Below are 22,007 nucleotides of genomic sequence, written 5' to 3' on the forward strand. Positions count from 1 at the left end.
GGAACAGACATGAAGGGGAGGGGAAGTGACGGATCCAAATGTAGAAAAATCATCCCAGAGTAAGATGGAACGGTTTCTCGTATGGTTTCTGATCCCTTTTGTATTCACCACCGTATTACTCGGGGTTTTGATTGCGATATTTAATCATGATGTCATGAATTCGGTTCAAAAAACATTGAGCGACGTACCGATTTTAAACAAACTTATTCCCGAACCTAAAGGCGGCGGATCAGCTGCCGAGATTAAGGAAAAAGCAGCCCAAAATGACCTGAAAAACAAAGAGGAGCAAATCGGGGAATTATCGGGAAAACTGAATGAATTTCAAAAAAAGTATGATGAGCTGAAAGAAAATTTTGATAAAAAAGATGTGGAATTAAAAGAGCTCTCAACTGAGAACGCGGAGTTAAAGGAGCAGTTGGAAGCAAAGAACAACGCAAAGTATAACGAGCAGCTGAAAAAGCTGGTCAGCTTGTACTCGAACATGTCTCCGGGTAAGGCGGCTCCCATCCTGGAGAGCTTAACGCCAAAGGAAACGATTTTGATTTTGAGCATGATGGGAACGGACAGCCGTCAAAAGATTCTGGAGAAGATGGATCCCAAGGAGGCAGCCGACTTTTCCATAGCCCTGAAGGATCAGGTTCCGGCGGCTGACAGACAAATTGCTGCTCTGCAGGAACGGGTTAAAGAGCTGCAAAATAAACAAACAGCCGAAGTTTCCAATTCCCAGAAGATATCTTCTGAAGAACTTGCAAGTACTTTTTCCGGAATGGACGGTAAATCCGCAGCAGCGATTCTCATTGACATGAATAAAAAAGATGCCAACAAAGTGATCGCTCTGCTGACAAGTATGGATACGGGATCAAGAGGGCGAATACTGGCTGAAATTGCCAAGGTCGATAGTGCTCTTGCTACTACGATAGCGTTGCGGCTTGGATAAGATTTCATTTTACAGGGAAAGGAGGTGAAAAAGACATGGATATGATGAATGCTTTAACCGCTTTGGTATCCGGAGGAAGTTTGCCTAAAGATCTGTCAGGCAAAACGGGAGGAGCTGGTGATAAGGCTGGCGGAACCTCTTTTTCCGATCTGCTTGGCGGTCAGCCGGATAATTTGATGAAAGAGGAAAAGACGGATGAAGGCGGTTTGCCAGCAGCTTTTCTGCTTAGTATATTGCCGCTGCAGACAGCTTCAATAGAAGAAGCAGGTGCCGGCCAGCATGTAGACGGACAGATGCAAATACCCGAAATTTTGCTGGGCCTGTTGAATCAGAATGAAGAGGTCGCCTCCAAATTGCTGCAGAATCCGGACTTCCAGGCATGGATTCAAGAAACGGCAGATGTGCTGAACTCCTGGAACGGTCAAGAAGCCGAGATGACTAGGCCGGTTGATCTTCTTGAAGCCCAGCAAGTACTGTTGGATCTGATGACACTGCAGCACACGCAATCAGGCAATCCTGTTATTCGGCATCTGGCGGATGAATTGGCCGCTGTTGTCCAGCCTGTTTTGGCAACATTTGCTGAAGAGGATCAGCGTGCGGGAAATCCCTTGAACATTTCTGACTTAGGAACGGAACCGGATGTACAAAAGGGGGCAATCACGCCGGCTGCTTCTCGTAAACCGGACAACGTTCCTGCCAAACCGGACAGCATGACAGGTGCAGAAAATGTCGAGATTAAGGTTCAGACAATTTCCGAAAAGCAGCCTGCAACCCAACTACAAGCAAATAAAGCTTTGGAAATGATGGCAGCAAAAAGCGGATATGGAACAGCTTTGCAGCAGCCTGTTGAGGAAACAGGAAGCCTTCTGGCAAAGAATGCACCACAGGAATCCGCAGAGCCTGTACTTCAGCAGACTCTTCAAGACCCTTTTAAAGCCTTGGGCCAGACAGAAACAGCGGAAACCGAACAGCTCGCCATGAACGCCAAACGGTTTGCCGAAGAGATGAGTACGCATCTGCTTAAAAATCAGATGAAGTTCATGATGAAAGAAGGAGTTTCGGAAGCCAAACTGACCCTGTACCCGAGGCAGCTGGGCCATGTGGAAGTGAAGATTTTGATGCACCAGGGTCAGCTTGTTGCCCAGTTTGTAGCGGAAACCATGGCCGGAAAGGATGCCTTGGAAAGCCAACTGGTCCAGCTCAGACAGACTTTGCAGCAGCAGGGAATTCAGGTGCAGAAGCTGGAAGTGACGCATAATAGCGAAGCATCCGGCATGTTCCAGGACAACAGGCAGCAGCAAGGTTCCAAGCAGTCTTACAGCCAACAAAAAACAAGGACCTTTTTTGGTGAGGAACTGCTTACTGCTTCTGAGGAAATTGAGCTGCGTGAAGAACTGAGGCGTGCGACATACGGCAATGCGTTTGGAGCAAGTGTGTAAGCAGCCGGTTTCATTAGAAGAGTGGAGGTGAAGAAATGGCAGACATATTGCGAACTGCGGGTGACCTAAAAAACTTTGAGGTAAAGACAAGGGATAAGTTGTCAGTAAACCAGAAATCCGAGACAAAGACGATGCGAAGCGGAGGCAATTCATCGCTCGGGAAAGACGATTTTCTTAAGATTCTCATTGCCCAATTGGTAAACCAGAACCCTATGGATCCAATGAACGATAAGGAATTTATTGCTCAGATGGCCCAGTTCACAGCCGTGGAACAGATGACTTTTATGGCGGAACAAATGTATGATCTTCGGCAATCATTGGGCGGTGCATCCACTTTGATAGGAAAACATGTCAGCTATTTGACGGTGAATGAAAAACAGGAAGTCATAACCAAACAAGGGGTTGTGGATGCGATTATCATGAAAAATGGTATGGCTCATGTGGTAATCGGAAAAGAGGAAATTCCCATTGATCTTATCACCAGAGTTGGCGATTCACCAGCTCCTGAGCCGGATCCAGGTGAAAAGCCCGACAAACCAGGTGAAAAGCCCGACAAACCAGGTGAAAAACCCGATAAACCAAACGATAAAACCGGGAAACCAGAAATATTCGGGGCGGATAAAGCATGACCGATCGTATTCATGCAGGACAGTTTTTTCATAAGCGGATTATTCCGGCTTCGGGGAGAACTGCCTCCGCATCTACTAGGGACTATGACAATCCTCCAGCTTCGAGCTTTCAGCAGTTCCTTCAGCAAAACCTGGTTACGTTCAGCCATCATGCTGAAATGCGTTTTAAGCAAAGGGGCATTGTGCTTACTCCGGAACAGCTAAGCCGTTTGGACAAAGCTATGGATAAGGCCGCCACCAAAGGGGCTAAAAATTCTCTGATGATGCTGGACGGTACAGCCTTGATCGTCAACGTTCCGAACAAAACTGTCGTAACGGCAATGGATGCTACTTCGATGAAGGATCGTATGTTTACGAAAATAGACAGTGCGATTATTATTTCCTAATAAAGAGGCTGGCCCAAGCGTGGAAGCCTCGAGCCAGCAGATCGACAGAAGCGGCTCAATCATCTCAAATCTTAGGGAGGAAATGTGTATGTTAAGATCAATGTATTCCGGTATTTCCGGAATGAGAGGATTTCAAACCAAGTTGGACGTCATTGGCAACAATATCGCAAACGTAAATACAATCGGATTTAAAGGCAGCCGTGTCATGTTCCAGGATCTGATGAGTCAAACCATCAGAGGGGCAACAGGACCAACTGATACGCAAGGGGGAGTAAACGGACAGCAAATCGGCCTTGGCAGTACGGTAGCTTCTATTGATACCCTTCATACAAATACTGGTGCAATGAATACGTACGTAAAAACGGACATGAGAATTGAAGGAGACGGATATTTTGCGGTAAAAACTTCTTCAGAATCCGACACATATTATTTGACCCGCGCAGGAAATTTTAAAGTAGATGCGCAAAGGCGTCTGGTAACCGCTGATGGCATGCTTGTTTTAAATTCGGACGGGGATCCAATCGAATTTAGTGAAAATATGACCGACTACTCTTTCGGAGCGGATGGTACTATTACACAAATTTTAAAAGGAGGCGAAAAAGAAACGATTGGCCAAATCGGTGTCGTAAAAGTCACCAACCCATCCGGACTGATGAAAGTAGGAGGCAACTTATTCGAATTAACTCCAAACGCTCACGATGGAGACCCTGGAATTTCAACTCCCAAGAACGCAGAAACCGGAACGGGAACTCTTATGACAGGCTCGCTGGAAATGTCCAATGTAGACTTGACCAGTGAATTTACAGAAATGATCGTTGCCCAGCGCGGTTTCCAGGCCAACTCCCGCATTATCACCACTTCCGATGAAGTACTGCAGGAAGTTGTCAACCTGAAACGATAAGATTGAATCCATAGAGGGGAGGTCCTCTCCCCTCTTATCTTAGGAGGAGCATATGGTTTCCCTCACACGATTAAATGGTAAAGCCATTGTAATCAATGCGCTTTTGATCGAAACCATTGAAGAAACGCCCGATACCGTCATCTCGCTTACCACCGGAAAAAAGATCATGGTGCTGGAATCGGCAGAAACGGTCATCGGACTGATTCAAGCCTATATGCAAAAAATTGGCACCATACATACTACAATTCAGTCGATGAATACGGAGGGGTCGTAATGGCTAAAAACCGATTTTTCCTGATACTTATCTCAATCCTGCTAGCCATTTCGCTGGTTTTGGTTTCGGCTATTTTTGCTTTCAAATTTTTGAACAACAAAGACAAGGGAAGCAGTGAAAGTTCCAGTAAGGCGCTAACGACGGCCGAAATGAAGTAACAGACCGTTTTGGTCAAAGACGTAACAACCAACCTGGCTTCTCCCGGGACGTTTGTAAAAGTCAGTTTTGCTTTTGAAATGGACAGTAAAAAGGCGAAGGCCGATCTTGAAAACCTGCTAGATTCCAGAGTGAAGGGGACGATTATCCGGACGCTGTCCGATATGACAGCCGAGCAGGTACAGGGCAGCAAAGGACAAGATAATCTGACGAAAACGCTGGAAAAATTAATTAACGACCAGATAAAGGAAGGGAAAGTCAGACAAGTCAGCATCACGGATATCGTGGTCCAATAGCAGAAACGGTATCCGTTTAACGGGATCAAGGGGGTGACACTTATGGTAGATGTTTTGTCTCAGAATGAAATAGATGCTCTATTGGCGGCTCTTTCCTCAGGAGAGATGGATGCGGAAGAGCTGAAAAAAGAAGAGACACAGAGGAAAATCCGGTCCTACGATTTTAAGCGGGCAGTCCGGTTTTCCAAGGATCATATTCGCAGTTTGACACGTATTCACGAGAATTTTGCCCGTTATTTAACCACTTATTTTTCAGCCCAACTAAGAACGTTTGTGCAAATTAATGTGGTTCAGGTTGAACAGCTTCCTTACGATGAATTTATCCGTTCCATTCCGAAAATGACCATTCTGAATATTTTTGAGGCAGAGCCATTGGAAGGGCGGATGGTTATGGAGGTTCACCCTAACGTAGCTTATGCCATGCTTGACCATTTGCTTGGTGGTGTAGGAGTTTCTCCCTCCAAGATCAATGCTTTAACCGAAATTGAAACAATTGTCATGGAGAGAATTTTCAGCAAGGCATTTGACAGTCTTCAAGAAGCATGGAAAACGGTGGTGGACCTTCAGCCCCGGCTGGAAGCGCTGGAGACGAATCCGCAGTTTATGCAAATTGTATCGCCGAATGAGACGATAGCACTCATTTCACTTAGCACTAAAATTGGGGATACGACAGGTATGATTAACCTTTGTATTCCGCATGTGGTTATTGAACCGATTATGCCAAGGCTATCCGTTCATTCCTGGTTCGTGTCGCAGAAGAAGTCCCGGGCTCCGGAAGAGGTGGAAGCCTTACAATTCCGCCTAAATCAGGCTAAGCTTCCTTTTGTTGCAGAACTGGGCAGCTCACACATTACCGTGCATGAGTTTTTGAACTTATCCGTCGGGGATGTAATTACATTGCAAAAGCCCGTGAACGAACCCTTAAAGATTCGGATTGGCGATAAATATAAATATACCGGCAGTCCAGGTACCGTAAGGGGGAAAATGGCTGTTCAGATTAATGAACCTGTAAGCGAAGGAGAAGAGGAATATGACGAATAACAAGGATTATCTCTCTCAGGAAGAGATAGATGCTTTGCTTATGCAGACATCCGATGACCGTTCCGATTCATCAGAAGGCGGCAGCAGTTATTCTCCGGCTGTGGAAGACTTTCTATCAGGCCTGGAACAGGACGCCCTTGGAGAAATTGGAAATATCACGTTTGGCAGCGCAGCAACGGCATTATCTACTTTATTAGGAAAGAAAGTCGAAATTACTACTCCCAAAGTATCAGTCATTGCACGTGAGGACCTCGTGAACGAATTCTCGAAGCCTCATGTGGCAGTCCATGTAAAATATGTAGATGGTTTTCATGGCATCAATCTGCTCGTGATTAAAAGAAGTGATGCACAAGTAATTGCTGACTTGATGATGGGCGGAGACGGACATCCGGAGACGGATGAGCTGAGTGAAATTCATTTAAGTGCCGTTCAGGAGGCGATGAACCAGATGATGGGATCATCAGCCACCTCGATGTCGATAATCTTTAACCGACTTGTGAATATTTCGCCACCGGGAATTGATATTATGCGTTTGTCCGAAGGAGAAGGAAATTTACCTGACGAAGACGTATTTATTAAAATATCATTCCGCCTGACTATAGGCGATTTGATAGATTCCACGATTATGCAGCTCCTGCCTGTAGACTTCTCCAAAGAAATGGTTTCCAACATGCTTGGAGAGGGTACCCAGACAGAAGAGGAAACAGCTGCAGCCTTAACGATGGAACCGGAACTGACTTCTTCGGCTTCCATCCCGGAAGAAAAGGAGGTTCAGCCACCTATGCCTGCTTCACAACATGACTATACCCAGGCACCGCCGGCCAGGCAACAGCCGCATGAAGGAGGATCTGCATATCTGGCTTCGCCTGCATACAAAGAAGAGCCGGCGGCATCTTCGGGCATGATGCAGCGTAACGTCAATGTCCAGCCTGTGCAGTTTTCCAATTTGCAAGCTGGAGGCTACGCCCAGGCAGATGAAACCAATTTGAATCTGCTTCTTGATATTCCGCTTAAAGTAACAGTGGAACTTGGAAGAACCAACAAAATGATTAAAGATATCTTGGAACTGCAGCAGGGTTCGATTGTGGAATTAGACAAACTCGCTGGCGAACCGGTCGATATCCTTGTGAATAACAAGCTGATTGCGAAAGGCGAAGTAGTAGTTATCGATGAAAACTTTGGGGTTCGCGTCACAGATATCGTCAGTCAGTTTGACCGTATCCAGAAGATTCAATAACACAATTTTTAGGAGGACTGTTTAGTAAGATCAAGTCCAAATTTGTGTGTAAATTCCCTCAGCTAGACTGTGCTACATAATGCGAGTCACTTTGGCATCGGACTTTGGCCGATCCTTCCGCCATTCCATGTACTCGGTCATGTCGAGATATTTCTTGCCGGCTGCCCATTTTTCATCCTGTTCCATCAATAGAGCACCAATAAGACGAATCACGGATTCACGGTTTGGGAAGATGCGAATGACACGTTCCCGGCGTCTAACCTCTTCGTTGAGACGCTCAACGCTATTTGTCGTGCGCAGCCGTTTTCGGTAACGCTCTGGCAGCATTAAGACGGCGGTAGCATCGTCAAATCCGCTTTCCAGCACGCCCATCGCCTTACCCGCCTTATCTTCATAAGCCGCTAAGGTCTGTTTTAATAAAAACCTTGCCGTTCCAGTATCAGGAGCATCTAGAATCGACCGTAGACGGCCATGGATCTCATCCTTCAAGGCTTTGGGTGAGGCTTCTAATACATTTCGCGTGAAGTGAGTCTGGCATCGCTGCCATGTTACCCCTTGCAGCTGCTGCCGTACCGCGCGTACAAGGCCGCCATGATCGTCGGAGGTAATGAGATCCACACCTCGTAATCCACGTCCTTTTAGAGAGCTGAAAAACTCACTCCAGCTTGCTTCAGATTCTGTGTCACCCAGCATCAGGCCAAGGACTTCACGATAGCCCTCGGTGTTTACACCAATGGCAATCATGATGCCTCGTGAGCGTACACGACCGTCTTCACGGACCTTGAGATACATCGCATCTACGAGAACAAACGGAAAGAGGCTGTCTGCCAGGCTTCGATTATTCCAAGCAGTTACGATGGGATCCAGCCGCTTACAAAGGTCTGAAACAGTGGATTTAGAAAACTCGGTTCCGCAGAGTTCTTCGGTTACTTGCGAGACTTTACGCGTAGAGACGCCGTTTACGACCATTTCCATCATCGCTAAGATTAACGCTTGTTCACTTCTCTGGTAACGACTAAAGAGCTCTGTCGTGAACTTCCCGCCACGGATGCGCGGAACACTTAGTGTAATGGTTCCCACCCGCGTATGCAGCCCATGTGGATACGATCCATTCCGGTACGCTTTTCGATTCTCTGTTCGTTCATAACGATCTGCTTCCACTTGTTCACTCACCTGTGCTTGTAAGACTTGGTTCAGTACAGACTCGAGCAGCTTGGCTACACCCGCATCCTGAGAATTTCCCAAAAATAGTTGATGCAAAAGCTGCGAATCTACGTTAATCTGGTATTGAGCCATTTCATAACACCTCGTATATTTAGAATTTTGTGTCCCAACATTATTCTAACTGAGGGCTATGAATATGGCTCCTTTCATTTTTTGGAACCTAGCTTTTTACACAATTATACGGACTCAACTGTTTAGTAATGGCAAACCGTATTTTAGTCGTAGATGACGCAGCATTTATGAGAATGATGATTCGAGACATTTTATCAAAAAATGGATACGAGGTAGTCGGTGAAGCCAACGATGGCAATGGAGCCATAGAAAAATTTAAAGAACTCAGACCTGACTTGATCACCATGGATATTACCATGCCGGAAATGGATGGAATTACGGCATTAAAGGAAATAAAAAAAATGGACCCGAGTGCAAAAGTGATTATGTGTTCAGCAATGGGCCAGCAGGCTATGGTGATTGATGCGATTCAAGCCGGGGCCAAAGACTTTATCGTAAAGCCTTTCCAGGCTGACCGTGTTATTGAAGCGATAAAGAAAACTTTAGGGTAAGATGAATCGGCTTTCACCGCTGAAAGGAATGTGACATGCTGAAAAAACACATAAAACGACTGTTGCTGGCTGCGGCTTTTCTTTGGACTCAGTTGGCATGGGTTGCACCTGTTTGTTACGGTGAGCCGGCTTCAGGATCTTCCTTACCGAACCAGACCGAAACCATGCCAGGAGGTGGCGGAGAAACAGGGGACACCTTTATGATGATGCTTAAAGTGATTTTTTTTCTTCTTATCATCATTGGGCTTTTCTTCGCCATCATGAAGGTTTTGGCTAAAAAAAACAATCTTCTCTTTCATAAAGCGATCCGCTCCTTGGGAGGAGTACCGCTTGGACAAAACAAGTCGATCCAAATTGTGGAAATCGGACAATCCTTATACATCGTAGGGGTAGGGGACAATATTCAGCTTCTAGAAAAAGTCGATAACCCGGATCAGGTCGCGCTGATTACGGCACAGTTAACAGGGCCGGGAACAAGTGTGGAAGGCTTTCCGTCAGTGCTGCAGTGGCTGAAAGGCAGAAAATCAGGAAAAGTAGTGGAAGAGGAAGAACTCACGGGAACTTCGTTTCAAGAAGTGTTTGAAGATAAAATGAAGCACGTCACTGAGCGCAAGCGGAAAATGAAGCAATGGATGCAAGATGAAAAACAAACAGATCGGTTGAATGAACATGAGTAAAAAGAAATGGTTGTTTGCTGGTGTAACGGGCTTGCTGATCGCGATATCCATTCCGGATTTAACCGCTAATGCGGCTCCGGCAGCCCCTATTCCCGGCATTGACATTAAAGTGGGTGGTGACAGTGTGAATGGTGCGTCCAGCACCGTTACCATATTGCTTCTGCTTACCGTATTAAGTCTGGCGCCTGCATTTTTGATTTTAATGACCAGTTTTACCCGGATTGTGATCGTTCTCGGTTTTGTCCGGACTTCCCTGGGAACTCAGCAGATGCCTCCTAACCAAGTGCTGGTGGGACTTGCTCTTTTTCTCACCCTGTTTATCATGGCTCCTACACTTGGAGATATTAACCAGGTTGCAGTCCAGCCGTACATTAAGGGGGAGCTAAACCAGACCCAGGCCCTGGAAAAAGCCGCAGAACCGATTAAAAAGTTTATGTGGAGTCATACGAGGCCGAAAGACCTTCAGTTATTCCTTGACTATTCAAACGCGGAAAAACCGAACGGGCCAGAAGATACACCCATAGCCGCACTAGTTCCGGCATTCGCAATCAGCGAACTGAAAACGGCCTTTCAGATGGGCTTTATGATTTTCATACCGTTTCTTGTTATCGATATGATTATTTCCAGTACGTTGATGGCGATGGGAATGATGATGTTGCCTCCGGTCATGATATCCTTACCGTTTAAAATTTTGCTTTTTGTACTGGTTGACGGCTGGTATCTGGTCGTAAAGTCGCTGCTGGTCAGCTATCACACATGAAGTGTGATGGAGGAGGTAAACCATGAGTTCGGAATTTATTATTAAGCTGGCTGGTGATGCTGTGTATACCGTTCTAAAAGCGAGCGGACCAATGCTTATCATAGCCCTGGTAGTGGGACTACTGGTCAGTATATTCCAAGCAACAACACAGATACAGGAGCAGACGCTCGCTTTTGTCCCAAAGATTATTGCAGTACTGCTTTCGGTTATCATATTCGGCCCCTGGATCCTGAACACGCTGGTTGATTATACATTTAATTTGTTAAACAACCTGCACCGATTCATCGGATAGGCAGTGGATGCAATGGAATGGTTACAGCTTTTGCCTAATGCTATGCTCGTTTTCTGTCGAATTACGGCGTTCTTTGTCGTAGTTCCCACATTTTCTTCCCGGAATGTACCTTCTCAATTCAAGATAGGACTATCCCTCGTTATTACCCTGATTGTGTTTACGGCATTAGGGATGAATAACCCGGTAACGATGGACGGGACTTATCTGCTGGCCATTTTTCGGGAAATTTTAGTGGGAATCACCCTTGGATTTGTCGCTTACTTATTTTTTACAGCCGTTCAGATTGCAGGTTCCTTTATTGATATTCAAATGGGGTTTGGTATTGCCAATGTTATTGATCCCATGACAGGAGCATCAGCCCCGATTCTGGGGAACTTCAAATACATGATCGCCACCTTGCTTTTTTTATCGTTTAATGGCCATCATTTGCTTCTTCAAGCGATTATGAACAGCTATGACTGGGTGCCAATGACGAATGAGGTTTTTGCCCGCGTCTTTGAAGGGCAGGTCTCAGAATGGATAGTACGGTCTTTTACTACGATGTTTGGATTGGCTTTCCAACTGGCAGCTCCAATTGCGGCCGCTCTTTTCCTCACGGATCTGGGGCTGGGTCTCTTAACCAGGGTAGCGCCGCAGTTTAACATTTTTGTTGTGGGGGCTCCTTTTAAAATGCTGCTCGGTTTTGTTCTTCTGCTGATGCTGCTGCCTGAGCTGGGATCGATGTTTGAGAAAGTATTCACGACTATGTTTGCCTGGATGAAAAACGGATTGCAGCTGTTCTCCGGATCGTGAACGGGCAGCCTGAATCTGAAATCGGCACAAGGAGGGTTACCGTGTCCAGATATAGGCTGCAGGTGGATTTACAATTGTTTTCAGGGGAAAAGACGGAAAAGGCGACCCCCAAAAAGCGTGAGGAAGCTAAGAAAAAAGGTCAGGTTGCCAAAAGTATGGAAATTCCGGCTTCCCTGATATTATTTTTCACCTTTCTGGGACTTTTGTTGTTCAGCGGTTTTATGAAGGACAGGCTGCTTGGTCTTGTTACATACACCCTGGAACATGATTTAGTTATGAACGTGACGCTCAATAACGTTCAAATGATGTTTTTGCACTTGATCGGCGAAGCTTTTTTGCTTCTTGCACCTATTTTTATTATTTCTGTAGTGATCGCTTTTTTTGCCAACTATGCACAAATCGGTTTCTTGTTTACAGGGGAACCGCTAAAGATGAAATTCAATAAAATCAATCCGATCGAAGGGGCCAAGCGCATTTTCTCCCTGCGTGCTATCATCGACTTTTTGAAGTCAACCATTAAGATGATCGTGATTGCGGCCATTGTTTGGATGACGATCTGGGGAGAAAAAGATAAGCTCATTTCACTAGGCCATGTACCGTTACAGGATATGCTGCCCTACATTGGTTCGCTAACAGTTCAACTAGGACTAAAAATTGGGGGAGTGCTTATTGCTATAGCGGCTTTGGACTATATGTATCAAAAATTTGAATATGAAAAAAGCCTGCGAATGTCCAAACAAGAGATTAAGGACGAATTCAAAAAATCGGAAGGGGACCCGTTAATAAAAGGAAAAATCAGGGAAAGACAGCGCCGGATGGCCATGCAGCGGATGATGCAGGAAGTGCCGAAAGCGGATGTGATCATCACAAACCCGACTCACTTTGCTGTTGCTCTCCGCTATGATGCTGCAGAAATGGAGGCGCCGGCTGTCATTGCCAAAGGAACAGATTTGATTGCCCTCAAGATTAAAGAGGTCGCGAAGGAAAATGGAGTTACCATCATGGAAAACAAACCACTTGCCCGCGCGCTCTACGCGCAAGTAGAGATTGGCCAGGCCATTCCGGCAGACTTGTTCCAGGCTGTTGCGGAAGTACTGGCTTACGTTTACAAAGCAAAAGGCAGGAAGATGTAAGGAAGAAAGGGGGGCTATATGACAGATGAAACCAAAAGAACTTACTGTGCTGATCGGCGTCATTGCCATTGTCATAATGATGGTCGTACCGATTCCGCCCGCTCTTCTTGACGTTCTGCTGATTCTTAATATCACGATCGCACTCACGATTATTCTGATCGGCATGAATACTCAAGAGGCGCTGCAGTTTTCAATCTTCCCTTCCCTGCTCCTGATTACTACATTGTTCCGGCTTGCACTAAATATTTCCACCACAAGAAATATTCTGGCTCATGCAGAAGCGGGGAATGTGGTGGCCACGTTCGGAAAATTCGTAGCGGCCGGCAACATTGTAGTTGGTTTTATCGTGTTTATAATATTGGTCCTTGTGCAATTTATCGTAATCACTAAAGGGTCTGAACGTGTTGCCGAAGTGGCTGCGAGGTTCACTCTCGATGCGATGCCTGGGAAGCAGATGAGTATTGATGCGGATCTGAATGCGGGATTAATCAACGAACAAGAAGCCAGAACCCGGCGCCAGAAGATTGAAAAAGAGGCGGATTTCTACGGAGCCATGGATGGTGCAACCAAATTCGTAAAAGGCGATGCCATTGCGGGTATCATCATTCTGCTCATCAACATTATCGGCGGTTTGATTATCGGTATGACCATGAAGGGGATGTCACTTGCAGAGGCAGCCGAGACCTATTCCATCCTGACAATCGGGGATGGTCTCGTGAGTCAGATTCCGGCCCTGCTGATCTCAACAGCTGCGGGCATTATCGTTACACGGGCTACATCAGAGGGAAATCTGGGAAGTGATATCACGGATCAGATCACGTCCTATCCCAAGCTTTTATATATCGTTGCCGGAACATTAGCTTTTCTTGGTATTTTTACACCGATACATTGGTATACGACAATTCCAATTGCTCTGCTGCTTGCTGCCGGGGCCTGGAAGATGGAGAAAAACCTCCAGCAAAAGCAGGAACAGGAGGAGCAAATGGAGGAAGAACAGCAGATCGAAGAAGTACGCAGTCCGGAAAGTGTGATCAGTTTGCTTCAGGTGGATCCTATCGAATTCGAGTTCGGCTACGGACTTATCCCTCTTGCGGATACTTCCCAAGGAGGAGATCTGCTTGATCGCATTATCCTGATCCGCAGGCAATGTGCTCTTGAGCTCGGTATAGTCGTACCAGTTATCCGGATACGTGACAATATCCAGCTGAAGCCTAACGAATATATCATCAAAATAAAAGGCAATATCATCGCAAAAGGCGAACTTTTGCTTAATCATTATCTGGCGATGAGTCCTGGTGTAGATGATGAAACGGTATCCGGTATCGAAACGACGGAGCCTGCATTTGGCTTGCCGGCTTTATGGATTGACGAGCCAACCAAAGAACGGGCGGAATTGTCCGGTTATACGGTAGTGGATCCGCCTTCTGTTGTAGCAACCCACTTGACAGAAGTTATTAAAAAACATGCCCACGAACTCATCGGCCGTCAAGAAACAAAGACACTTATCGAAAATGTGAAAGAAACTTATCCGGCTCTTGTGGATGATTTGATCCCGAATGTGCTCACTATTGGCGATGTACAAAAGGTGCTGGCCAACTTGCTTAAGGAAAAGGTTTCTGTCCGTGACCTGGTTACGATTTTGGAATCCCTGGCCGATTATGGCGCCTATACGAAAGATCCGGATATTTTGACGGAGTACGTAAGGCAGGCCCTGTCCAGACAGATTACCCAACAGTATGCAAGTCAGGAAGACGCTTTGCGGGTCATTACTGTAGGCCCTGCCATGGAGAAGAAAATTGCAGAGTCGGTACAGCAGACCGAGCAAGGTTCTTATCTGGCTTTAGACCCTTCGTCATCCCAGATTATTTTTCATAAGCTTAATGAACAGATTAGCAAAATGGTTCATTCCGGGCATCAGCCCATTATTCTAACCTCACCAACAATCCGCATGTATGTGAAACAACTGCTGGAACGCACAATGCAGGAAATCCCTGTACTGTCCTACAGTGAATTGGAGCCTAATGTGGAAATTCAAAGTGTAGGGGTTGTGAACTTATGAGAGTGAAGCGCTATGTAGTTGATTCCATGCCGGATGCCCTGCAAAAAATAAGAACAGATCTTGGCAAGGATGCAGTTATTATGAATACAAAAGAAATTCGGTCCGGCGGGTTCCTGGGCTTTTTCAGCAAAAAACGAATTGAAGTTATCGCTGCGATAGAGCAGGAGAATACGGTGAAGACGGCCAAAGAGCCGCCTGTTTCCAGACCCAAGGCTAAATCTGCCGCAGTACCGGCCAAATCGGCCACGGCAAAAAAGGAGCAGCCCGCACAACCGGAACCGGTTAAGCCAGTACCGGCAGTTCCCGCCGCTACAGTGCCCAAGGCTTATAAAGCGGCTGTGGCGGTTTCCTCCCCGCACGATCAACCAGCTGAAGCGGTAAAGGAGGTGTCTCAACTTAGCACCGCTTTTTTAAGCGAAATGAAGGCTTTCCGGGAGGAGGCAGCAGAAACATCCGATCAGGCAGGGGAACCGGAGGTACCGCATTCTTCACGGGAAGATGTACTGCTTTCGGAGATCCAGCAGATGAAAGCTATGATGGCCCAAATGTCAGCGGTGGGGGTGCAGCCGCCCCCTTCCAGGGCAGAGCCGTTTGCTGGTATGGAGCGTCATCTCCGGAACCAGGGGATTGATCCGAAGTGGATTGAAGAACTGCTTAATCAAGCGGATTCCGCCGCCGCGGGTGCACAAACAACATGGACTCCGGATGAGCTCAGGCAGTCGGTTGCTTCGCAGTTAAAAGATTGGTTTAACCGTGACGGCAGCCCTTCTCCTGTTTCCCGGACAGCGAAAATGATTCATTTTGTCGGACCAACCGGGGTAGGGAAAACGACGACTATTGCCAAGCTCGCTGCTGAACAGGTGCTGAAACATCATAAAAAAGCAGGCTTTATTACATCGGACACTTACCGGATCTCAGCCGTTGAGCAGCTGCGAACCTATGCCAATATTCTGGGCGTGCCGCTTGAAGTAGTATTTTCCCCCCAGGATTTGCCAAGGGCGTTTGAAGCATTACAAGATGTTGATGTGATCTTTATGGACACAGCCGGGCGAAATTTCCGAAAAGAGCTAGCCGTCTCTGAACTGAATGCGCTGCTTCAATCATGCGGTGAAACTGAGACATATCTTGTATTAAGCCTGACAACGAAATATGAGGATATTCGGGTTATTACCGAAAACTTTATCAAATTCGGGGTAGACAAAGTATTGTTCACTAAAATGGACGAAACAGCGACTTATGGTACTCTCGTGAACTTAAAGCGTGATTTCCAATTACCTTTTTCCTACCTGACAGATGGCCAGAATGTCCCGGATGATATCACCCTGGCAGATGAAGACAAAATAGTAGAGCTTTTATTGGAGGGCTACTCCCATGGATGATCAGGCGGCACGTCTGAGAGACCTTGTGGGAAGAAGGGAATGCAAGCCGGCGGAAGCTGTCAGAAATACGCATATTTTAACCGTTACAAGTGGAAAAGGCGGTGTGGGCAAGTCCAATTTCACTTTAAATTTCGCTCTTTCCCTTGTCAAACGCGGTTATCAGGTACTCGTATTTGATGCCGATATCGGACTGGCCAATATTGATGTGCTGCTGGGTACACAAGCCCCCTATAATCTCTATCATTTGTTAATAGGGGAAAAGAAGATTCAAGAGATTATCCACGAAGGACCTTACGGACTTCGGCTCGTTGCCGGAGGATCGGGTTTTCACGATCTGCTTCAGCTGACCGAGGCCGAACTAAATGATTTTGCTGATCAGGTGAATTCTCTATACGGGTATTATGATTTTATTATTTTCGATACAGGTGCGGGTTTGTCCAAAGAAACGCTGAAGTTTATCCTGGCAGCACAGGAAACGATTGTGGTCACCACGCCGGAACCCACATCCATAACCGATGCTTATGCAATAATTAAGATGATTCATCAGTTGGAGCATAAGGTATCCTTCAAATTGGTAATTAACCGGGTATCTTCTTTCAGAGAGGGAAGGCAGACGGCAGATAAAATCACATTGGTGGCGGAACGATTTTTACATTTGCAGATTCCTACCCTTGGTTTTTTGGAAGACGATACCCATGTAAGCAAGGCTGTAAAAAAACAGACCCCTTTTTTGGTGGCGTACCCGAATGCTTCGGCTTCCAGAGACTTGGAGTCTCTTGTGGACCGGTTTTTGAACGGTCATAGGCTGGGACATTCCAGTGAGCGCACCTGGAAGCAATTTTGGGGGAAATTAATCGGCTGGCGGAAATAACAACTTAGAGACAATCGGGGGGAAAACTATGGCACCACCCATCCAGGTTCTTGTTGTGGACGATTCTTTGTTTATGAGAAAAATCATATCGGATCTGATCATGGAATCATCCCAGTTTCAAGTAGTGGATTCGGCGAAAAATGGCAAGGAAGCCATTGAAAAAATTGTGCAGCTTAAGCCTGATGTCGTTACCTTGGACATTGAAATGCCTATTATGAATGGACTTCAGGCGCTGGAAAAAATCATGAAACAATGTCCAACTCCTGTTGTCATGCTCAGCAGCTTGACGGAGGAAGGGGCGTCTGAGACCATCCGTGCTCTCGAGCTTGGTGCAGTAGATTTTATCCGCAAGCCTTCAGGCTCTATTTCGCTGGATTTATACAAAGTGCAAAAGCAGCTGCATGAGAAGCTGCATATTGCGGCCCAGTCCAAAGCAGGGATAGCGAGAACGGCTCTTCAGACTTCCGGAGCTGAGATCAAGAAACCAAATGAGCCGGTCCGGCCTGGCACCCTAAAACGTATCAAAAGTGTGTCGGCGCTTCTTGGAAAAAAACAAATGCCGGCAAAACCTAAAAACGGGGGAACCCCTTGTGTGGACCATCTTGTAGCAATTGGAACATCAACAGGAGGCCCCAAAGCGCTGCAAACAGTACTTCAGGGAATCCCGGCGGAGTTTCCCGCTCCTATCTTCATTGTTCAGCACATGCCGCCAAAATTCACACAATCTTTGGCCAAAAGACTGAATGATCTGTGTGAGATTCGGGTGACTGAGGCTCTTGACAGCGAGATTGCCTATTCCGGGCATGCTTATATCGCCCCGGGAGGAATGCATATGACAGTGGGCAAAGCCGAAAACGGTTCTTACCGCATTGTGCTGAATAAAGAGGAACCGAAGTCAGGGCATCGCCCGTCAGTGGACGTTTTGTTTCATTCTCTGCTCCCGCTTCAAGCTGCCAAGCGGCACGCTGTCCTTATGACAGGCATGGGTAGTGATGGTGCAAGAGAGCTTACTGCACTCCGGCGGGCGGGGGCTATGACGACAATAGCTGAATCTGAAGAAACATGTGTTGTTTATGGAATGCCAAGAACTGCCGTGGAGATGGGCGGCGCTATGTTTGTGCTCCCCCTTCACGAAATTGCATCAAAGTTGGTACAGGCAGTATCCTGTTGAAACTGACAACCTGATTTGCAGCATGATCAGAATGAAAAACACGTAAAGCAAGCTGTCTATACAAAAGTTACATGGAGGTGTGTTTTGTTGGAGCTGAATCAATATTTGTCCATGTTTATCGATGAATCAAAAGAACACCTCCAGGCCATGAACGACAATATGCTCAGCCTGGAGAACAGCCCCGATGATATCAGTTTGGTCCAATCCATTTTCCGCTCTGCTCATACATTGAAAGGAATGTCAGCCACCATGGGGTTTGAAGACCTAGCATCGCTGACTCACGAGATGGAAAATGTGCTGGATTTGGTGCGTAACCACCAGATTCAGATGAATGCATACATATTTGACTGTTTATTTCAGAGTCTCGACGCTCTTGAGGCGATGGTGGAGGACATTATTCAAGGAGGAACGGGACAGTCCGATGTAAAGGCGATTGTCGCTTCCCTGAAATCTATTGTTTCAGGAGATTATGAGTCCGGCGAAGGAGCCGCTTCCACTGGTCAATCGGCTGAGATCGAGCATTTGCTGCTTGATGAATTTCAGCAGTCCGTCCTTCTGCAGTCCATGGAGTCCGGTCTTCAAGTTCACCACATCGAGGTGACTTTCCGTGAAGATTGTGTGTTGAAAGCGGCCAGGGCCTACATGGTGTTTGATGTGATGGACCAAGCTGGGGAAGTGGTCAAGTCTATCCCCCCGTAGAAGATATTGAACAGGAGAAGTTTGAGTGTTCCTTTGCTGTTTTCCACATTGGAGAGATCGAAACAGATACTTTGAAGAATCAGATTGAATCTGTGTCTGAAGTAGAAGGGGTAAACGTGACCCTGCTGGATCAGACTTCACTGGAACAAATGCTGCAGCAAAAAAACGGTCCTGGAGCACAACAGGGGGAAACAGCCAAAGCCGAAACGGCTGCATCCGGGGTTCCGGTCAAACAGGAGGCTGCTCAGTCTAAGCGTGCGGAAAAGCCTAAGGCGTCCGGAAATGCACCATTGGCTGGGCGCACTATCCGGGTTGACATAGAAAAACTCGATTCCCTGATGAATCTCTTCAGTGAATTGCTGATTGACCGGGTAAGACTGGAACAATTGGCCGGTGAAATCAAGCGGGCAGATTTGCTTGAAACCGTTGAGCATATGTCTCGTGTCAGCGGAGATTTACAGAATATTGTTCTTAATCTGCGCATGGTGCCTGTTGAGACCGTATTTAACCGGTTTCCGCGTATGGTAAGGGACATCGCCAAAACGCTGGATAAGAAGATTGACCTTCAAATCAGCGGGGAAGATACGGAAATGGACCGGACTGTTATTGACGAAATCGGAGATCCTCTTGTTCATTTGTTGAGAAATGCTGTTGACCATGGTGTGGAGACTGTGGCTGAACGTGTTGCTTCAGGCAAAAGTGAGACCGGTATTGTGAAGCTTCAGGCTTACCATAGCGGCAATCATGTCATGATTGAAATTCAGGATGACGGAAAAGGAATCAATCGGGAAGCGATACTGGGCAAAGCCATTCAAAACGGACTTGTCACTCCGGAGGAAGCGGCTGAAATGCCTGATCATGCTGTGCATCAGCTTCTCTTTGAATCCGGCTTTAGCACAGCTAAAGAGATTTCCGACATTTCCGGCCGGGGCGTCGGTCTGGATGTAGTAAAAACAAAAATCCAGTCGCTGGGCGGACATGTTCTAGTTGAATCTTCCCCTGGGCAAGGGACTAAATTTTCTGTACAGCTGCCCCTTACATTATCGATTATTTCCGCCATGCTAGTTCAGCTTGGAAATGAAAAATATGCGATTCCATTATCCTCTATCGTGGAGACTTCCCTTATTACGAAGGAACAGGTCCATGTTGTTCAGGGAAGTCAAATGATGCATTTCAGAGGAAATGTCATTCCGCTCATTTCATTAAGCAAACTTCTTGATGTGCCGGATTATTCGGAAGAAGAGGAGGATGAGACGGAAGTAGTTATTATCCGCAAAGGGGATAAATTGGCTGCTTTAATGGTTGATTCATTCATTGGACAGCAGGAAATTGTTCTCAAAACAATGGGGTCCTATCTGACCAAGCTTTTCGCTGTCTCCGGGGCTACGATTTTAGGAGACGGGCAAGTGGCTTTAATCATTGACACTAATACCATAATCAAATAGGTAAACTCCCGGGAGTTACAGGTTTACCTGAATCAGTACGCAAATTATCAAGTATCAGGAGGGTCATATATGGGTGAGGAAAAAAAAGTTATCGTATTTGCACTGGCGCATGAGGAATATGGTGTGGAAGTGGACAAAGTCCGTACCATCGAACGCTTGGTTCCGTTAACTCGTGTACCCAAAACCCCGGCTTTTGTTAAAGGTGTAATGAATCTGCGGGGAGTTGTTATCCCCGTTATTGATCTTCGTACACGGTTTGGGCTGCCGGCATCTGAAGAAACCGATAGTTCCCGCATCATCATTGTAGCAGTTAATGAGATGGAAGTAGGCTTGATCGTGGATTCCGCTAATGACGTGCTGGACATCAATACGGATGAAGTGGAGACCCCTCCGGAAGTAGTAGGAGGAATTAAGGCGAAGTATTTGGATGGAATAGCCAAAATTGGCGAGGACAGATTGCTTGTCCTGATGAACCTGGAACAGGTTTTAAATAAAGAAGAAATCATTCAGTTGGAACAGTTTGAGGGTTAAGCCGTGGAAGAGCTCAGGCAATTAGCTGATTTCCAGTTGGATGTGTTAAAAGAGGTGGGCAATATAGGGGCAGGTCATGCCGCCACCGCCTTGTCCACCCTCCTCAGTAAACCGGTAGATATGACGGTACCAAGTGTAAGGCTGGTACCTTTCGAATCTATTGCCGAAAGCGTAGGGGGCGACGAGCAGATTGTCCTTGCTGTTTTCCTGCGGGTACTGGGGGATGCGCCGGGGAACATGTTTTTTATCATGGACACCGCTTCCGCCAAAAATTTATTACGGAGTATGGCGGGAATGGATATTACAAGTTATGAAAAATTTTCCGAAATGGAATATTCGGCATTAGGGGAAATCGGCAACATTTTAGTCGGTTCCTACGTTTCATCATTAGCGGATTTTACGGGGCTCTCCCTTTCGCCGACGGTTCCGTCACTGGCTATTGACATGGCGGGGGCCGTTCTCAGCTTTGGACTCCTGCAGTTCGGTCAGATGGGAGACCAGGCATTGCTTATTGATACTAAATTTTTAGAAGGACAGGAAGAAGTACGGGGCCACTTCTTTCTTATTCCGGATCCGGAATCGTTCGGCATGATTTTTTCCGCACTTGGAGTAGGCAAATGATTCAACAGGAGCTTATTAAGGTGGGGATGGCTGACTTAAATATTGTGACCGGGCACGGAGTGCTGAGAACAACCGGATTGGGGTCCTGTGTAGGAGTAACCTTATATGCCCCCCTATCCAAGATTGCCGGAATGGCGCATGTGATGCTGCCGTCCTCCTCCATTGCGAAGGCTGGAAATTTGAATAAAGCCAAGTTTGCTGATACCGCGATTCCTGAACTGGTAACCCGGATGACCGAAATCGGGGCCTCTGTAAGCAGAATGCAGGCCAAGCTGGCAGGAGGAGCGCAAATGTTTGCTTTACCGGGACAAGCGGATACCATGAGGATCGGCCCCAGAAATGTAGAAGCATGTAAAGCGGCACTGCATGATTTTAACATACAAGTGAAAGGCGAAGATACGGGTGGAAATTATGGGAGAACCATTGAATTACTTTGTGAGACAGGTGTCCTCATTATACGAAGTGTACAGAAAGGCAATAGGGAATTGTAGACA

Annotated in this window: 24 protein-coding genes and 1 pseudogene; 24 read left to right on the forward strand and 1 reads right to left on the reverse strand. The window is 46.6% G+C overall.

The genetic code is table 11. The annotated features are described in order from the left end of the window. Positions 1–25 precede the first annotated feature (25 nt). From BXP28_RS03545 to fliY, 10 genes are all read left to right on the forward strand, one after another. Positions 26–937: a magnesium transporter MgtE N-terminal domain-containing protein gene (locus BXP28_RS03545; protein WP_024094283.1), complete on the forward strand. Its 912-nt coding sequence runs from the start codon at positions 26–28 to the stop codon at positions 935–937. Positions 938–972: 35 nt separating this feature from the next. Continuing rightward, positions 973–2,376, forward strand: a complete 1,404-nt coding sequence (locus tag BXP28_RS03550; protein ID WP_023484635.1) for a flagellar hook-length control protein FliK — start codon at positions 973–975, stop codon at positions 2,374–2,376. Positions 2,377–2,411: 35 nt separating this feature from the next. After that, on the forward strand, positions 2,412–3,005 hold the full coding sequence (locus BXP28_RS03555) for a flagellar hook capping FlgD N-terminal domain-containing protein (protein WP_052752953.1): 594 nt from the start codon (positions 2,412–2,414) through the stop codon (positions 3,003–3,005). Beyond that, positions 3,002–3,391, forward strand: coding sequence for a TIGR02530 family flagellar biosynthesis protein (locus BXP28_RS03560; protein WP_023484724.1), 390 nt, complete (start codon positions 3,002–3,004; stop codon positions 3,389–3,391). The genes BXP28_RS03555 and BXP28_RS03560 overlap by 4 nt, the downstream gene beginning before the upstream one ends. 88 nt (positions 3,392–3,479) lie before the next feature. Continuing rightward, on the forward strand, positions 3,480–4,292 hold the full coding sequence (gene flgG, locus BXP28_RS03565) for a flagellar basal body rod protein FlgG (RefSeq protein WP_024094279.1): 813 nt from the start codon (positions 3,480–3,482) through the stop codon (positions 4,290–4,292). 52 nt (positions 4,293–4,344) lie between these two features. Then, on the forward strand, positions 4,345–4,566 hold the full coding sequence (locus BXP28_RS03570) for a flagellar FlbD family protein (RefSeq protein ID WP_023484722.1): 222 nt from the start codon (positions 4,345–4,347) through the stop codon (positions 4,564–4,566). Continuing rightward, complete coding sequence (locus BXP28_RS23820; RefSeq protein ID WP_235430643.1) at positions 4,566–4,724, forward strand: hypothetical protein; 159 nt, start codon at positions 4,566–4,568, stop codon at positions 4,722–4,724. Before BXP28_RS03570 ends, BXP28_RS23820 begins: the two co-directional genes overlap by 1 nt. Positions 4,725–4,733: 9 nt before the next feature. Beyond that, the gene (locus BXP28_RS23825) at positions 4,734–5,018 is read left to right on the forward strand and encodes a flagellar basal body-associated FliL family protein (RefSeq protein WP_023484721.1); all 285 of its coding nucleotides are present in this window, start codon (positions 4,734–4,736) and stop codon (positions 5,016–5,018) included. Between the two features lie 42 nt (positions 5,019–5,060). Continuing rightward, positions 5,061–6,059: a flagellar motor switch protein FliM gene (gene fliM / locus BXP28_RS03580; protein WP_023484720.1), complete on the forward strand. Its 999-nt coding sequence runs from the start codon at positions 5,061–5,063 to the stop codon at positions 6,057–6,059. Beyond that, positions 6,049–7,296, forward strand: coding sequence for a flagellar motor switch phosphatase FliY (gene fliY, locus BXP28_RS03585; RefSeq protein ID WP_023484719.1), 1,248 nt, complete (start codon positions 6,049–6,051; stop codon positions 7,294–7,296). The genes fliM and fliY overlap by 11 nt, the downstream gene beginning before the upstream one ends. Positions 7,297–7,368: 72 nt before the next feature. Here the strand turns inward: fliY and BXP28_RS03590 are convergent, their stop codons facing one another. Further along, positions 7,369–8,592 carry an IS256 family transposase gene (locus tag BXP28_RS03590; protein WP_023483236.1) on the reverse strand — a complete coding sequence of 408 codons (1,224 nt, stop codon included), beginning with the start codon at positions 8,590–8,592 and terminating at the stop codon, positions 7,369–7,371. A gap of 128 nt (positions 8,593–8,720) precedes the next feature. Between BXP28_RS03590 and BXP28_RS03595 the strand changes: the two genes are divergently transcribed. The 14 genes and pseudogenes from BXP28_RS03595 (at position 8,721) to BXP28_RS03660 (ending at position 22,004) form a co-directional block, all read left to right on the forward strand. Further along, entirely contained in the window at positions 8,721–9,083 is a 363-nt protein-coding gene (locus BXP28_RS03595; RefSeq protein WP_023484718.1) for a response regulator, read from the forward strand. A 35-nt stretch (positions 9,084–9,118) separates the two neighbouring features. Next, complete coding sequence (locus tag BXP28_RS03600) at positions 9,119–9,760, forward strand: flagellar biosynthetic protein FliO (RefSeq protein WP_023484717.1); 642 nt, start codon at positions 9,119–9,121, stop codon at positions 9,758–9,760. Further along, positions 9,753–10,520 carry a flagellar type III secretion system pore protein FliP gene (gene fliP, locus BXP28_RS03605; RefSeq protein ID WP_023484716.1) on the forward strand — a complete coding sequence of 256 codons (768 nt, stop codon included), beginning with the start codon at positions 9,753–9,755 and terminating at the stop codon, positions 10,518–10,520. The genes BXP28_RS03600 and fliP overlap by 8 nt, the downstream gene beginning before the upstream one ends. 22 nt (positions 10,521–10,542) lie before the next feature. After that, positions 10,543–10,812, forward strand: a complete 270-nt coding sequence (fliQ, locus tag BXP28_RS03610) for a flagellar biosynthesis protein FliQ (protein WP_023484715.1) — start codon at positions 10,543–10,545, stop codon at positions 10,810–10,812. A 12-nt stretch (positions 10,813–10,824) separates the two neighbouring features. Further along, the gene (fliR, locus tag BXP28_RS03615; RefSeq protein ID WP_036654025.1) at positions 10,825–11,604 is read left to right on the forward strand and encodes a flagellar biosynthetic protein FliR; all 780 of its coding nucleotides are present in this window, start codon (positions 10,825–10,827) and stop codon (positions 11,602–11,604) included. 41 nt (positions 11,605–11,645) lie between these two features. Next, on the forward strand, positions 11,646–12,737 hold the full coding sequence (flhB, locus tag BXP28_RS03620) for a flagellar biosynthesis protein FlhB (protein WP_024094272.1): 1,092 nt from the start codon (positions 11,646–11,648) through the stop codon (positions 12,735–12,737). A gap of 25 nt (positions 12,738–12,762) precedes the next feature. Next, positions 12,763–14,796 carry a flagellar biosynthesis protein FlhA gene (gene flhA / locus BXP28_RS03625; protein ID WP_023484712.1) on the forward strand — a complete coding sequence of 678 codons (2,034 nt, stop codon included), beginning with the start codon at positions 12,763–12,765 and terminating at the stop codon, positions 14,794–14,796. Continuing rightward, positions 14,793–16,175 (forward strand): flagellar biosynthesis GTPase FlhF, encoded by a 1,383-nt coding sequence (flhF, locus tag BXP28_RS03630; protein ID WP_023484711.1) that lies wholly within the window; start codon positions 14,793–14,795, stop codon positions 16,173–16,175. Before flhA ends, flhF begins: the two co-directional genes overlap by 4 nt. Beyond that, complete coding sequence (locus BXP28_RS03635; RefSeq protein WP_023484710.1) at positions 16,168–17,046, forward strand: MinD/ParA family protein; 879 nt, start codon at positions 16,168–16,170, stop codon at positions 17,044–17,046. Before flhF ends, BXP28_RS03635 begins: the two co-directional genes overlap by 8 nt. Positions 17,047–17,074: 28 nt before the next feature. Continuing rightward, a complete protein-coding gene (locus BXP28_RS03640; RefSeq protein ID WP_023484709.1) occupies positions 17,075–18,217 on the forward strand; it encodes a protein-glutamate methylesterase/protein-glutamine glutaminase in 1,143 nt (380 codons plus the stop codon). An 87-nt stretch (positions 18,218–18,304) separates the two neighbouring features. Then, a pseudogene (locus tag BXP28_RS03645) lies at positions 18,305–20,361 on the forward strand (chemotaxis protein CheW). A 69-nt stretch (positions 20,362–20,430) separates the two neighbouring features. Then, positions 20,431–20,892 carry a chemotaxis protein CheW gene (locus tag BXP28_RS03650; RefSeq protein WP_023484707.1) on the forward strand — a complete coding sequence of 154 codons (462 nt, stop codon included), beginning with the start codon at positions 20,431–20,433 and terminating at the stop codon, positions 20,890–20,892. Between the two features lie 3 nt (positions 20,893–20,895). Then, positions 20,896–21,513, forward strand: coding sequence for a chemotaxis protein CheC (locus BXP28_RS03655; protein ID WP_023484706.1), 618 nt, complete (start codon positions 20,896–20,898; stop codon positions 21,511–21,513). Then, entirely contained in the window at positions 21,510–22,004 is a 495-nt protein-coding gene (locus BXP28_RS03660) for a chemotaxis protein CheD (RefSeq protein WP_023484705.1), read from the forward strand. The genes BXP28_RS03655 and BXP28_RS03660 overlap by 4 nt, the downstream gene beginning before the upstream one ends. Positions 22,005–22,007: the final 3 nt, after the last annotated feature.

The organism is Paenibacillus larvae subsp. larvae (genome assembly GCF_002003265.1).
GTDB lineage: Bacteria > Bacillota > Bacilli > Paenibacillales > NBRC-103111 > Paenibacillus_H > Paenibacillus_H larvae.

Excerpts from the sequence above, each read along its gene's own strand:
- BXP28_RS03555 (WP_052752953.1), top strand. The coding sequence starts at position 2,412 with ATGGCAGACATATTGCGAACTGCGGGTGACCTAAAAAACTTTGAGGTA.
- BXP28_RS03600 (WP_023484717.1), top strand. The coding sequence starts at position 9,119 with ATGCTGAAAAAACACATAAAACGACTGTTGCTGGCTGCGGCTTTTCTT.
- fliQ (WP_023484715.1), top strand. The coding sequence starts at position 10,543 with ATGAGTTCGGAATTTATTATTAAGCTGGCTGGTGATGCTGTGTATACC.
- BXP28_RS03595 (WP_023484718.1), top strand. The coding sequence starts at position 8,721 with ATGGCAAACCGTATTTTAGTCGTAGATGACGCAGCATTTATGAGAATG.
- BXP28_RS03560 (WP_023484724.1), top strand. The coding sequence starts at position 3,002 with ATGACCGATCGTATTCATGCAGGACAGTTTTTTCATAAGCGGATTATT.
- BXP28_RS03640 (WP_023484709.1), top strand. The coding sequence starts at position 17,075 with ATGGCACCACCCATCCAGGTTCTTGTTGTGGACGATTCTTTGTTTATG.
- BXP28_RS03570 (WP_023484722.1), top strand. The coding sequence starts at position 4,345 with ATGGTTTCCCTCACACGATTAAATGGTAAAGCCATTGTAATCAATGCG.
- BXP28_RS03550 (WP_023484635.1), top strand. The coding sequence starts at position 973 with ATGGATATGATGAATGCTTTAACCGCTTTGGTATCCGGAGGAAGTTTG.
- fliM (WP_023484720.1), top strand. The coding sequence starts at position 5,061 with ATGGTAGATGTTTTGTCTCAGAATGAAATAGATGCTCTATTGGCGGCT.
- BXP28_RS03635 (WP_023484710.1), top strand. The coding sequence starts at position 16,168 with ATGGATGATCAGGCGGCACGTCTGAGAGACCTTGTGGGAAGAAGGGAA.
- flgG (WP_024094279.1), top strand. The coding sequence starts at position 3,480 with ATGTTAAGATCAATGTATTCCGGTATTTCCGGAATGAGAGGATTTCAA.
- flhF (WP_023484711.1), top strand. The coding sequence starts at position 14,793 with ATGAGAGTGAAGCGCTATGTAGTTGATTCCATGCCGGATGCCCTGCAA.
- BXP28_RS03650 (WP_023484707.1), top strand. The coding sequence starts at position 20,431 with ATGGGTGAGGAAAAAAAAGTTATCGTATTTGCACTGGCGCATGAGGAA.
- fliP (WP_023484716.1), top strand. The coding sequence starts at position 9,753 with ATGAGTAAAAAGAAATGGTTGTTTGCTGGTGTAACGGGCTTGCTGATC.
- fliR (WP_036654025.1), top strand. The coding sequence starts at position 10,825 with ATGGAATGGTTACAGCTTTTGCCTAATGCTATGCTCGTTTTCTGTCGA.
- BXP28_RS03660 (WP_023484705.1), top strand. The coding sequence starts at position 21,510 with ATGATTCAACAGGAGCTTATTAAGGTGGGGATGGCTGACTTAAATATT.
- BXP28_RS23820 (WP_235430643.1), top strand. The coding sequence starts at position 4,566 with ATGGCTAAAAACCGATTTTTCCTGATACTTATCTCAATCCTGCTAGCC.
- BXP28_RS03590 (WP_023483236.1), bottom strand. The coding sequence starts at position 8,592 with ATGGCTCAATACCAGATTAACGTAGATTCGCAGCTTTTGCATCAACTA.
- flhA (WP_023484712.1), top strand. The coding sequence starts at position 12,763 with ATGAAACCAAAAGAACTTACTGTGCTGATCGGCGTCATTGCCATTGTC.
- fliY (WP_023484719.1), top strand. The coding sequence starts at position 6,049 with ATGACGAATAACAAGGATTATCTCTCTCAGGAAGAGATAGATGCTTTG.